This window comes from Spongiibacter sp. IMCC21906 (assembly GCF_001010805.1).
Lineage (GTDB): Bacteria > Pseudomonadota > Gammaproteobacteria > Pseudomonadales > Spongiibacteraceae > Spongiibacter.
Genome location: NZ_CP011477.1, coordinates 779,265 through 791,795, shown reverse-complemented (window position 1 = coordinate 791,795; position 12,531 = coordinate 779,265). Strand labels below are relative to the sequence as shown.

Genomic DNA, 12,531 nt, shown 5'->3' with positions numbered 1-12,531 from the left:
GAATCTATGCGTGTTATCGAAGTGAAAGCACCTGGCGGCCTTAGCGCCCTATCCCTAAGCCAACGCCCAGAACCCACCGCAGGCCCGGGAGAAGTGTTGGTCAATTGGAAAGCCAGCTCTTTGAACTTCCACGACTACGCGGTAGTCATCGGTGCCATCCCCGCTGAAGATGGCCGCATTCCCATGTCAGATGGTGCCGGCGAAATTATTGCGGTTGGTGAGGGCGTCAGCCAATGGCAAGTTGGCGACAAAGTGTTATCCACCTTTTTCCCACACTGGCAAGAAGGCGCAGCCACCGCCAAACGGCTCGCCGATATTGCTGGCGATAGCGTCGATGGCTTTGCGGTCGATGTCAGCTGTTTGCCCGCTGGGGCGCTCACAGCTATGCCCGAAAACTACAGCTTTGCCGAAGCCGCCACCCTGCCCTGTGCAGCATTAACCGCATGGCGTGCGTTGGTAGTAGAAAGCAAGATAAAAGCTGGCGACAGTGTGCTGGTTGAAGGGACCGGCGGTTTATCGATATTTTCTTTACAGATTGCCAAAGCCAGTGGTGCCTATGTGTATGCCACCACTTCGTCTGAAGACAAAATGTCGAAATTAAAAGCCTTGGGTGCCGATGAGATTATTAACTACAAAACCGACCCGGAGTGGGGCGAAACGGTTCATCGTCTCTCACAGGGCGGCGTTGACCACGTTATTGATGCCGGGGGCGCGGCCACCCTCCACCAATCGATTGCGGCAGCTAAAGTGGGAGGCAATATCAATTTAATCGGTATTCTCGGTGGTCGCGAAGTCAACCTCGCCCTGCCCACCATTTTTTTCAAGCAGTTGAAACTCAACGGTATTGCCGTGGGCAGCGGCCAAATGCAAAAAGATATGGTGAAAGCCATTGAAGCGACAGGGCTAAAGCCCGTTATCGACCGCAGTTTTGCATTTGAACAACTCGCCGAGGCCTTTGAATACCAAGCCAGCGGCGCGCACTTTGGTAAAATTGTGATCGAGTACTAAGTCGTTCCGTCGGACTCCAGCAAGCTCAAGCCAGCTGCTCAGAAAAGCCTGCGATAGCAGACCGGGCGCTGGCTACATTGCTTTCACCCGGAATAAGCGTCACGACGTTGCCACCTTGGTCCAACGCCCGCAAACTTTCCGCCACAACCTGTTCGCTACTGGACCACAAGCTATCCGGCACTGCCGTTTTATCAAAATTCGATAATTCCGCCCGGTCGTGAAATTCGGTATGGGTATAACCCGGGCAAAGACACTGCACGCGAATTCCCTCTCGCTGCATCTCGGCAGCCAAGCCCTGGGAATACGCCACCAAAAAAGCTTTGCTCGCGCCGTAAACCACTGTCTTTTTCATCGGGAAAAAACTGCCCAGCGACGCCACGTTGATAATCTGGCCCCGACCCATTTGCCGCATATAAGGCAATACCGCCCGACACAGTGCCAAACTGGTATTACAATGCAGATTGACCATTTTTTGCTGGGCGTCGATATCTGACTCGGCAAACAAACCGTGGGTAGAAAAACCCGCATTGTTCACCAAAATAGACACGGGGCCTTGTTGGCGAATGGCCTCCACCACCTCGCTCACCAGCAGCGGGTCAGTAAGATCTCCGGCGATACAAACGCAGCGCACCCCCAAATCTTGTAGCTGTTGGGCCAAGACATTGAGCTTGCTAGCATCTCTAGAAACCAAAATCATCGCCTTACATCGTGGCGCCAATTGCAGCGCAAAAGCCTTACCGATGCCAGCGGAAGCACCCGTGATTAATGCAATTTCAGACATTTCACCTCCTTTTGCTTTTATTGTTTTTAGGGTAATTACCCCACTCAGAATACGTCTTACCGCCACTCACTTTCACCAAATGAATAGCACGCAAACGTGTGCGACACGATTTCGCTACCACAAGATACTCCCAACAAAAGTCACTGCCTACCTCAATGGGAGAAGACAAGCTTCTATAAAATGGTTATCTTAAAAGCCACGCTTACCCAGAGATGCCATCATGCTCGAAGAGTTTAAGAAGTTTGCCGTACGTGGCAATGTTGTTGACATGGCCGTTGGCATTATCATTGGCGGCGCCTTTAGCACCATCGTAAAAAGCTTAGTCGCCGATGTGATTATGCCGCCTATCGGGCTGGCACTGGGCGGGGTCGACTTTGCCAACCTGATGCTGGTGATAAGCGAAGGCACCACTCCTATGCCCTATCTGACCGTGGCAGACGCCAAGGCTGCAGGGGCAGTAACGATAAACTACGGCCTGTTTCTTAACTCAGTAATCAGTTTTATTATTGTCGCATTTGCTGTCTTTTTATTAGTAAAGGGCATTAACCGGCTAAGAGAGCAAGAAAAGAAAGAAGAAGCCGTCCCAGCCGCACCCACTACCAAAGACTGCCCTTATTGCGTGACCAGCATTCCGATTGCAGCAACACGCTGCCCACAATGCACTTCAGATTTATCTGTCAGTTAAGCTGACAGAAGCGAGCCCGGCGGCGATTATTCGCCGCTTTTGCTCCAGCTTTGCACTGCCTGCCACTGATTTTCGTCCAACGATTTTTTCAAACGACCACGGTTGGTTTTTAACAGCTCTACTTTTGCCTGTTTCAGCAGCTCACCCCGCTGCTCGCTGGGCACACCCGCCAGCACGTACAAATGCCGAACCGGGCTAGTGGTTTTATCCACCACTTTAATACCTTTAAAACGCGCCACCCGTTTCCAATCTCGTGAGTTGGGCATCTCCAGGTCCAACGCGACCTCGCTGCCAAGGTGAGACTGCAAATCTTTGGCGACAAAGTTGAGTAACTTTTCGACTACCCCAGCCATCGCCTCTTTACCCGCTAAGCGACTCTGTAACGAGATAGACGGCAAACGGCTCTTGTCACCAATAAACAGAAAATCTGTGTTCTCAAACGCTGGCTCACCGCAGAGCCAGTCTGGTGCCTGACCACGGTCACTATTGGGAAAGCCACACTCAGCCCACACCGCCCCACTGAACATAAATGCCGCCATCATAATTAAGCCGGCTTGGCGGGCAGATTTTACAAACGTCATGACAATAATTCCTGTTGCTTAAAACGATGAACCCGGCTGCTGTAAAAACGCTAATTCTTCCGGACTGGAGACACGCCCCAAAATAGCATTGCGATGGGGATAGCGGCCAAACCGCTCAATAATCCCATAATGGGCAATGGCGAACTGTAAGTTATTATCCTGAGCTAAATCTTCGAACAATTTCAGCGACGCCCGCTGGATGGCCAAGGACTCGCTATGCATATAAGGCATATACATAAACGCCCGTAGCGACACCTCTAGCTCTTTATCAGCTTGAACTCGCAACGCCTCTTGCGCCAAAACCAACGCCTGACCGTCGGCCGCAAAGGCTGCGGCAGAATCCCGAAAAATATTCCGGGAAAACTGATCCAACACAATAATCTCAGCCAATCGGCCCTTAGCTGAATGTCGCCAAGAGTAACACTCCCCGGCACAAGCTGCCCGGTGCAACGCAGAAAAACGCTGTTGTATGGTTCGATCTATCTCGGCGTCTTTTCGCCACCAGTCTGCGGGGGTCAACTCCGCAAACCAAAATTCTAAAACCTGTTGATATCCCATTTCACCGCCTCATTACGGCCAAGCAGCATACAATAGTCAACCGGAAGGAACCACAACTGCGCCCACAGGCCCACCGGTACTGATAGAATAGCGGCTCGCTCAAACACGTCGAGCCTGCTCACACTGATGAGATAATCACTGTGATGATTAAAAGCGCGTCAATCTAAGCGCAGCAAGAGCAGTGTAGTTACAGCAAATAAGCGAAAACCGGCCCAGGAGATGCCCATGCCCAAGGCAAAAACCATCAATTTTGAAAACGCCGTCACCGAGCTGGAAAAACTGGTTCAGGGAATGGAATCCGGCGATCTGACATTGGAAGACTCACTCAAAGCCTTTGAAAAAGGCATGCAGCTCAGCCGTGACTGCCAGCAAGCATTGGCCGATGCCGAACAAAAAGTGAAAGTGCTCACCGAGAAAAATGGCGAAATTCTCAGCCAAGAACTGGATCTGGACAGCTAACAATGGATCAAGATTTTTTCGCTTACCTGCAATGCTGTAAAGATCGTATCGACCAACGCTTACCCGAATTACTGGGGCAAGTCCAGAGCGAATACGGCGATGCCCAAGCCCATCTTCAAAGAACCTTTGACGCCTGTTTATACAGTCTCACCAATGGCGGCAAACGAGTTAGAGCCACACTGGTCTACGCTACGGCCCAGGCTTTAGGCCAGACCGATAGCGAGGATTTAGATCGCGTTGCCGGAGCGGTAGAAATGCTTCACGCCTACTCACTCGTGCACGATGACCTTCCGGCCATGGACAACGATGTATTACGCCGGGGCAAACCCACCTGTCATATCGCCTTCGACGAAGCGACTGCTATTTTAGTGGGCGATGCCCTACAGAGCCGTGCATTTGAACTACTGACAACACTGTCTGCAACCAAGCCGCAAACCACTCTCGAGATTATCAAAGAGCTGGCAAGTGCTGCAGGCGCCAGAGGGATGGTAGGCGGACAAGCGATAGACTTGGCATCGGTAGACAAGCAACTGGACTTGGCCACCCTGCAATGCATGCATCAACTCAAAACCGGCGCGTTAATCCGCGGCGCCATTGCCATGGCGGCCCACTGGAGTGATGCCAATGAGCACCAACGCCAAGCCCTGGATGATTACGGCAAGGCAATAGGCTTGGCATTTCAAGTCCAAGACGACATTCTCGATATTGAAAGCAACACCGAAACCCTGGGTAAAACCCAGGGCGCAGACCTGGCACTGAACAAACCGACCTACCCCTCGCTACTGGGGCTAGAGGGTGCGCGAGATCTCGCCAAAACCTTGCACCAACAATCCTTAGACGCACTGGTTAATTTTGGCCCCCAAGCAGATACACTGCGAGGGCTTGCCGACTACATTGTTACCCGGCAGCACTGAGTTCCCATCACCGTTCGCGTTCAGCACAGCAGATGCACAATCCACGCATTGAGCTACCCTTGATATACGGGCCATGAGCGTGACGGTTCAAAACCATTCATACCGCCGCTGCGTCGATGGCCGAGCGCAGCAATGAAGCAAATGCGGTATACCGAGCATTAACATCAAAAATGGGTAATGCAGGTAAATTCGTTTACAATTCGGCCCTTTAAAGACATCAGGTTTTAGCATCAATGTTTCGGGAAATCCCCTTAGAGCGTCCAGCCACACCGTTACTGGACACAATTGACAGTCCCAGCCAGCTTCGGGAGCTGGAAGAGACCGAGCTCGCCCAGCTCTCTCGGGAGCTGCGGGAGTTCCTGCTCTACACTGTGGGCCAGACCGGCGGCCACTTTGGTGCCGGACTTGGCGTGGTCGAGTTAACCATTGCCCTGCACTATATCTACAACACTCCAGAAGACCGCCTTGTCTGGGATGTGGGCCACCAATGCTATCCCCACAAAATTCTGACTGGCCGCCGCGAGCGTATGAACACCATGCGCAAACCCAGCGGTTTGGCAGGTTTTCCCAAACGGGAAGAGAGCGAATACGACACCTTTGGCGTCGGTCATTCCAGCACCAGCATCAGCGCCGCGCTGGGTATGGCCATTGCCGCCCGCCAGCAAGGTATTGACCGCCATGCCGTTGCCATTATTGGTGATGGTGCCATGACGGCGGGCATGGCCTTTGAGGCCATTACTCACGCCACCCACACCGGCGCCAATATGCTGGTGGTACTCAACGACAACCAAATGTCGATTTCCAAAAACACTGGCGGCCTCAACACCTATTTTTCCAAAATGTGGGCCTCCAAAACCTACAACCAAATACGCAGCAGCGGTAAAAGTGTGCTGCGCAAAATTCCCGGCCCCGCCACCAATATCGCGGCGCGGCTGGAAGAATATATGAAGGGCATGGTGTCACCAGCGACCTTGTTTGAAGAGCTGGGTTTCAACTATATAGGACCAATAGACGGCAACGACCTGGATATTCTGGTGCCGACGCTACGCAATCTGCGTGAGCTAAAAGGCCCCCAGATGTTGCATATCATGACCCAAAAGGGCAAAGGCTTTGAGCCCGCCGAACAAGATCCAGTCGGCTTTCACGCCATTTCTAAAATCGAGCCCAAAACCAGCAACGGCAAAAAACCCAGTACCCCCAAGTATCAAGATGTGTTTGGCAAATGGCTTTGCGACCAAGCTGAGCAGTGTCCATCGTTGGTGGGTATTACACCAGCCATGTGCGAAGGTTCGGGGATGTTAGCGTTTTCTGAGCGCTTCCCAGACCGGTTTTATGATGTCGCCATCGCCGAGCAACACGCCCTGACACTGGCTGCAGGCATGGCCTGCGACGGTCTAAAGCCAGTTGTGGCCATTTACTCGACCTTTTTGCAGCGCGCCTATGACCAGTTAATCCACGATATCGCTCTGCAAAACCTCGATGTCACCTTCGGCATTGACCGCGCAGGACTCGTCGGCGAAGACGGTCCCACCCACGCCGGTGCCTTTGACTTAAGTTTTCTACGCTGTATTCCCAATATGGTGATTGCCGCGCCCTCAGATGAAAATGAAACCCGGCAACTGCTGCATACTGCGTATGCCTACCCCGGCCCAGCCGCCGTTCGCTATCCCCGCGGCACCGGTCCAGGCGTGGCCATGATAGAAGACATGACAGCCGTGGAAATCGGCAAAGGCGTATTGCGTCGAGAGGGTAAAACCACCGCCATTCTCTGCTTTGGCACCCTCCTCAGCGCAGCCACGGAAGCCGCTGAAACACTGGATGCCAGCGTGGCGGATATGCGCTTTGTAAAACCGCTGGATACTGCGCTGATCGATTCGCTGGCGCAAAGCCACGATCTCATCGTCACAGTAGAAGAAAATGCCATTGCCGGTGGAGCCGGTAGCGCAGTGGCAGAATACCTGCAACAAGCCGGTTACTGCTTGCCCATTCTCCATTTAGGCCTGCCCGATGCCTTTATTGATCACGGCAAACACAATCTCATGTTAAGCGCAGTAGGACTGGATCGCCCTGGCATTCTCGCCAGCATTCAAACCAAGCTTGAACAGCTCGCGCTGGCGCCACCCCTCAGCTCAATAAACTAATGTACCGCCCGCCGCCGTTTCACAGGCTTGTCGTATAACTTTTATCTCGCTGTCAAAATGGCGTGATCTTGCTGTCACGCGCCCACCCTAGGCTTTCAATCTCATGCCAAACGAGTTGAAAGCCGCCCATGTCACCACTGCGAATTCTTGTTCTTTACGACGGCAAAGCCGGACACCTGAGCCAATCTCTTGGTTTAGCGCAGCTAATCAACCGCTTTAGCGAAAATCGCCAGGTTTTTGTCGAAAAAGCGCAATTTAGCCCCCGCTTAAAACTGCTTAATCGGCCACTGCGAAGCTGCTCAACCTCAACCCACAAACCGCTGCTGTCGTTACTGCCACTGGCCTATCGACGCAAACGCCCATTTCCTTCACGTCCGGATTTGCTGATTTCCTTTGGCGGCGACGTGCTCGCCCTCAATATTGCCCTCAGCGAGTATTGGGGCATTCCCAATATTGTAATCGGTAACCGCTACCACATTCCCAAAGAACGCATCTCAGCGCATCTCACCTTGCAAGGCGAAGAAGGCAACCCCCGCGCGATTGCTTCCACCATCGTTCTCAATCGGATACAAGTTGAACACTGCCGACGTGAAGCGGAAAAAGCATTCGCTGGCGTAAACCGTCGTTTATGGACACTGTTAATAGGCGGAACCGGTAGCGGCTATCAATACACGACCAGCGACTGGCATCAATTGGCTCAAGCCGCAGAAGCTATCGCCAAACGCTACGGCATTCGCTGGTTAATCAGCAATTCCAGACGCAGCGGGATAGAAGTGGGCAAGATATTGTTGAGCCACCTGAGCCCAAAGCATTGCCAGCAGTTTGTTGACGTGAACGACGACCAGGGACCAAACATTAAAGCCTTGCTCGGCCGTGGCGAGCGCATATTCTGTACTGAAGACAGCTTGAGCATGGTATCGGAAGCGGTCAGCATGAATAAGCCTGTGATCAGTTTGCGCCCCGAACAAGCTCAAGCTACTCCAACCCACGGCGCCGCATTGGCTCACTTGCAGCAAATGGGCTTATTGCAGAGCTGGGATATTGCCCGGTTTAACGACTATCGCGTCTCACCCTGGCAAGCAGTAAAAAGCTATGACGCTCATTTACTCGCGATATACCAACAATTGCAGGAAACCGGCGTCATACCGGCATCGCAAGGTACCCCGGTCCCGCATACGGCCTTGGCATAGTCAAAGCCGTTCGGGATGATTTAAGTCGGGGGAGTTTAAAACAGATGACCCAGCTTGCCGGATTTGGTGGCTAGATATTTAGCATTATGCGGGTTTTGCCCGGTCTGCAGCGGCAAGCGCTCAACCACCTCAATCCCCTGATCCGTCAGCGCATTGATTTTGCGGGGGTTATTGGTCATCAACCGCACTTTGCTAATGGCCAGCTCTTCGCACATGGTTTTAAGTAGGCTGTAATCCCGCATATCCGCGCCAAAGCCTAAACGCTCGTTGGCCTCTACGGTATCCGCCCCGGCATCTTGGAGTTTATACGCACGAATTTTATTCAGCAGGCCAATACCCCGACCTTCTTGACGCAAATAAAACAGCGCACCGCGCCCTTCTTCAGCAATCCGTTCCAAGGCACCACGCAGCTGCGAGCCACAATCACAGCGCATACTAAACAGTGAATCACCCGTAAGGCACTCAGAATGCACCCGCGCCAATACAGGCTCGCCACTACCCACGTCACCCAGGGTAAGCACTACATGCTCTTTGCTATTTTCTACATCCTCAAATCCGTGGATATCAAATATCCCCCAAGGGGTGGGGAGCTTTGAGGATTCTACAAACCGTACCGCCACGGGCTTCTCCAAAATAAACCGGTCGCGCATTTTATCAGCACCGCTGCCATCAGGCGACTATTGCCGCGCTTTAATAGCGAGGACTCAAGGTGAGAATGTTTTCTTCTTCGCGCATATTCAGTTGCTCCAAGAAACTCATCCCCAGCAACACATCCTTGGGAAAACCTCCCTCCACTACCACCGCAGGTACGTGATGACGAATAATACCGGCCATTGCCAGCTTATCCAGACTTAACAGAAATCCCTTCACATGTCCGGATGCAGTTGCCACTACCGTTGGTCGCCCCGCTTTATAATCCAGGCCCAGGGCCTCGGCATGGCGGCCACTCAGCGCCACTAGATTTGCGCCAGTATCGACTATCGCTTCCATACTTCGACCATTAATCTGCACTGCTGCCCGATACTCCTTACGCAAATTGCGATGCAAGGTAACAGAATGCGCCACAGGCGCTGAGTAGCGACCACCCACCCGGGCATTCAATGTTAAGACTTCACGCTGACCATCCATTTCAACAATCGCCTGTTTACTGTCTGCACTGAGGAGCGTAATACCGTGGCCATCAGTGTCACCCACCTTTATAAAACGCTGTTCGCCATCAACCTCCAGCAGCACCGCGTTTTTAAATAGTCCACGCACTACAATAGCAGGCCCGGCCGCCAAGGCTTGGGCGCTCATTAATAGCGCCACGGCAAGGGCCAGTAGCCTCACTGCTGATGATGCTCATGCAACGCCAGCAAGCTTGCCACAACAGCTTCTGGATCCTCCGCCTGGGTTATCGCGCTGATCATCGCGGCACTGCCCACACCCGTAGCCAATACCGCGTCTGCCCGCTTAACATCAATGCCGCCAATGGCAGTCAAGGTGTAGTGCGGTGCCAAGATATTTACCCAGCGCTGCAACTTTGCCACGCCCTGGGGGCTAAAGGGCATCTGCTTGCTGGTAGTTGGATAAATCGGGCCAATGGCAATATAGCTGGGGCGAATGCCGTGAGCTCTCGCCACTTCATGATAACTATGGGTACTCACACCTAAGCGCAAGCCCGCCTCCGCGATGGCATGGAGATCAGTGCCGTCTAGATCCTCCTGACCAAGATGGACACCATAAGCGCCCGCCGCCACCGCCTGCTGCCAATAGTCATTAATAAAAACCCTGGCGTTGTATTGCTGGCCTAGCGCAACGGCCTCAGTAATTTCTTTCTCCAAATCAGAACCGCTTACTTCCTTGACCCGCAACTGGATGGTTTTAACACCGCATTTCAACAAGCGAGCTATCCATTCCGCGCTGTCTACTACCGGGTACAAACCTAGCGGTCCATCACAAGCGGGAAATGCCAACACCTTTCCCGCCGCGGGCAAACGTCGGCTGACACCGGGAAAATCCGCCAACCGCTGGGGCCAACCCACATGCGCAACCGGACCAGGGCCACCGCCCAACTGGACCGACATCCGCAAACCCTGGCTGACGTAAGCCTTAGCCAACACCAGTGCATCTTTCAAATCGAAGTCCCGAGCCATCAAGGCCGCAATCGCCGACGACAGCGTACAACCCGTGCCATGGGTATTGAGGGTGTCGATGTTTTGGCCGCTGAGCCAAAAACCATTGAGACCGTCGGTCCAGTAATCATGACGCTGGTTATTGCGAGCACTGAGGTGGCCGCCGGTTATTAATACCGACCGGGCGCCCAAGGCAACAATATCAGCCGCCGCTCGCTCCACCTCCTCAAGACCGTCTATTTTCCGGTTCAGCAGTGCTTCTGCCTCACTCAGATTCGGGGTCAATAAATCGGCCCGGGGCAATAACTGCTCAATCAGCACCTCCGCCACACCCGATTCCATCAGCTCGCCACCACTGGTCGAGACCATCACCGGATCACAGACGACAAATCCGGGGTAATCTTCCAGATACTTTGCTACCATTTTTACAACATCGACACCGCCCAGCATGCCCAGCTTTATCGCATCGGCCTGTAAGTCGCTATCCAGTGCATTAATTTGCGCGGCCAAAGCGCGGCGAGGTGTCGTTGACACATGGCCGACCGTAAAACTGTTTTGTGCGGTAATGGCAGTGATAACCGTGCAGCCATGAACGCCAAAATCATGAAATGTAGCCAAGTCAGCCTGTATTCCGGCACCACCGCCAGAATCTGAACCGGCGATGCTCCAAACTATCGGTTTACTGTGCGTTGCCATAATGCCTCTTTTTCTGTTCACTACCCTCAGTATAGCGGTCACACTGGTCGCAAAACATAGTACTTGAATAGACTGGTTTGGATATGGCCACTTAGATATCGCTTATTAAATGTGCGTATCTAAACAAGGGTGCTTGAATAAGACCCAGCCAATTGCCATGCTGCACAGAGTTTCGGCACAGCTTAGCAGGCGCCATTCGCAACAATAATGACAGGAACAGCCAATGCCCAAGGGCCAAGCCCGCTTGTTAATTATCGACGATGATGAGGCCGTAAGAGCGTCACTTGCCGTCTGGTTTGAACAAAGTGGTTTTGTCGTTAGCCAAGCTAGCGGTGGGGCCCAGGCGCTGACATGTTGCGCAGCACAACTCCCCAATCTAATCCTTTGCGATCTCAATATGCCCGGTATGACGGGCTTGGAGTTGCTGAAACAGCTGGCTACGGCCCACCCTAAAATTCCGGTGATTATCGTCTCCGGCAAAGGCGACATGAGCGATGTTATCCAGGCCCTTAAACTGGGGGCATGGGATTATGTCACCAAGCCCATCACCGACCTTGAAGTACTGGAACACTCCATTGAACTCGCGCTGGAACGCGCCCGCCTGCTGGCGGAGAATCAAGCCCATCAACGGGAGCTGGAAGCCGCCAACAAAAACCTGTCCTCAGCGCTACTGCGCATGCGTGCCGACGAAACCGCGGAGCAAGAACTGCAGTTTCAGCTACTTCCCAAACAGGGCCAAACCTACGCCTCATTTCAGTTTCACTACGCGCTCTTTCCATCCAACACCCTGAGCGGCGATTTTATAGACTACTTCGCAATAGACCATAATCACATCGGCTTTTATTTGGCCGACGTGTCGGGACACGGCATACCCTCTGCGCTTGTCACCGTTATGCTAAAAAATACAATGTGTCGTTTTTTACAAGATTGCCTGCAAGAAAATGACTCTACACTGTTAAACCCCAGCGCCACACTTGAAAAGCTAAATACGCAATTCTGTAACGACGGTGTAAACAAACACCTGACCCTATTTTATGGCGTGATACATACCGGCCAATCTCAGCTGCGTTATGCCAGCGCAGGACACTATCCCTACGCGATTATTGGTGACAAAACATCCTGTCGCTATGAGGGCTACCAAAGCCCACCACTGGGTTTGTTTCAAAATACAAACTACCCTAATGTCGAGATTGCACTCAGCAAAAACGCCCACATTTTACTCAGCTCCGATGGCATATTTGAGCTTGGGGAAGACGCAAGCTTAGAACAGCGAGAGGCCGCATTTTTAGATAGCTGGCAACACAGCAACCGTAACTTATCTGATTTTATTGGTCGCCAACACCTTAGCGAGCAGCGCAACAAACCCGACGACATCACCTTTTTGTTGGTAACGAGGTAACTTCG

General features: G+C 52.7%; 13 protein-coding genes. 7 read left to right on the top strand and 6 right to left on the bottom strand.

The window, feature by feature from the left end:
- The first annotated feature begins 6 nt into the window (after positions 1 to 6).
- Positions 7 to 1,008, top strand: a complete 1,002-nt coding sequence (locus IMCC21906_RS03640; protein WP_047011036.1) for an NAD(P)-dependent alcohol dehydrogenase — start codon at positions 7 to 9, stop codon at positions 1,006 to 1,008.
- A gap of 25 nt (positions 1,009 to 1,033) precedes the next feature.
- Here the strand turns inward: IMCC21906_RS03640 and IMCC21906_RS03635 are convergent, their stop codons facing one another.
- A complete protein-coding gene (locus tag IMCC21906_RS03635; RefSeq protein WP_047011035.1) occupies positions 1,034 to 1,789 on the bottom strand; it encodes an SDR family oxidoreductase in 756 nt (251 codons plus the stop codon).
- Between the two features lie 220 nt (positions 1,790 to 2,009).
- On the opposite strand from IMCC21906_RS03635, the gene mscL reads away from it, so the two are divergent.
- Entirely contained in the window at positions 2,010 to 2,474 is a 465-nt protein-coding gene (mscL, locus tag IMCC21906_RS03630) for a large-conductance mechanosensitive channel protein MscL (RefSeq protein WP_047011034.1), read from the top strand.
- A gap of 26 nt (positions 2,475 to 2,500) precedes the next feature.
- Here mscL and IMCC21906_RS03625 read toward each other — a convergent pair whose 3' ends face one another.
- Both IMCC21906_RS03625 and IMCC21906_RS03620 read right to left on the bottom strand, forming a co-directional pair.
- Entirely contained in the window at positions 2,501 to 3,055 is a 555-nt protein-coding gene (locus IMCC21906_RS03625; RefSeq protein ID WP_047011033.1) for a hypothetical protein, read from the bottom strand.
- An 18-nt stretch (positions 3,056 to 3,073) separates the two neighbouring features.
- A complete protein-coding gene (locus IMCC21906_RS03620) occupies positions 3,074 to 3,613 on the bottom strand; it encodes a DUF924 family protein (RefSeq protein ID WP_047011032.1) in 540 nt (179 codons plus the stop codon).
- A 225-nt stretch (positions 3,614 to 3,838) separates the two neighbouring features.
- On the opposite strand from IMCC21906_RS03620, the gene IMCC21906_RS03615 reads away from it, so the two are divergent.
- From IMCC21906_RS03615 to IMCC21906_RS03600, 4 genes are all read left to right on the top strand, one after another.
- Positions 3,839 to 4,072, top strand: a complete 234-nt coding sequence (locus tag IMCC21906_RS03615) for an exodeoxyribonuclease VII small subunit (RefSeq protein ID WP_047011031.1) — start codon at positions 3,839 to 3,841, stop codon at positions 4,070 to 4,072.
- A gap of 2 nt (positions 4,073 to 4,074) precedes the next feature.
- On the top strand, positions 4,075 to 4,986 hold the full coding sequence (locus tag IMCC21906_RS03610) for a polyprenyl synthetase family protein (RefSeq protein ID WP_047011030.1): 912 nt from the start codon (positions 4,075 to 4,077) through the stop codon (positions 4,984 to 4,986).
- 233 nt (positions 4,987 to 5,219) lie between these two features.
- The gene (gene dxs / locus IMCC21906_RS03605) at positions 5,220 to 7,127 is read left to right on the top strand and encodes a 1-deoxy-D-xylulose-5-phosphate synthase (protein ID WP_047011029.1); all 1,908 of its coding nucleotides are present in this window, start codon (positions 5,220 to 5,222) and stop codon (positions 7,125 to 7,127) included.
- 128 nt (positions 7,128 to 7,255) lie between these two features.
- Positions 7,256 to 8,317: a mitochondrial fission ELM1 family protein gene (locus IMCC21906_RS03600; protein WP_047011028.1), complete on the top strand. Its 1,062-nt coding sequence runs from the start codon at positions 7,256 to 7,258 to the stop codon at positions 8,315 to 8,317.
- Positions 8,318 to 8,352: 35 nt separating this feature from the next.
- On the opposite strand, the gene ribA is transcribed toward IMCC21906_RS03600, so the two are convergent.
- From ribA to thiE, 3 genes are all read right to left on the bottom strand, one after another.
- Positions 8,353 to 8,937, bottom strand: a complete 585-nt coding sequence (gene ribA / locus IMCC21906_RS03595) for a GTP cyclohydrolase II (protein WP_047013108.1) — start codon at positions 8,935 to 8,937, stop codon at positions 8,353 to 8,355.
- A 70-nt stretch (positions 8,938 to 9,007) separates the two neighbouring features.
- On the bottom strand, positions 9,008 to 9,613 hold the full coding sequence (locus IMCC21906_RS03590; RefSeq protein WP_047011027.1) for a TIGR02281 family clan AA aspartic protease: 606 nt from the start codon (positions 9,611 to 9,613) through the stop codon (positions 9,008 to 9,010).
- Positions 9,614 to 9,642: 29 nt separating this feature from the next.
- Positions 9,643 to 11,127 (bottom strand): thiamine phosphate synthase, encoded by a 1,485-nt coding sequence (thiE, locus tag IMCC21906_RS03585; RefSeq protein ID WP_047011026.1) that lies wholly within the window; start codon positions 11,125 to 11,127, stop codon positions 9,643 to 9,645.
- 223 nt (positions 11,128 to 11,350) lie between these two features.
- Here thiE and IMCC21906_RS03580 point away from each other — a divergent pair, with 223 nt between their 5' ends.
- Positions 11,351 to 12,526 carry a SpoIIE family protein phosphatase gene (locus IMCC21906_RS03580; RefSeq protein WP_047011025.1) on the top strand — a complete coding sequence of 392 codons (1,176 nt, stop codon included), beginning with the start codon at positions 11,351 to 11,353 and terminating at the stop codon, positions 12,524 to 12,526.
- The last annotated feature ends 5 nt before the right edge of the window (positions 12,527 to 12,531 follow it).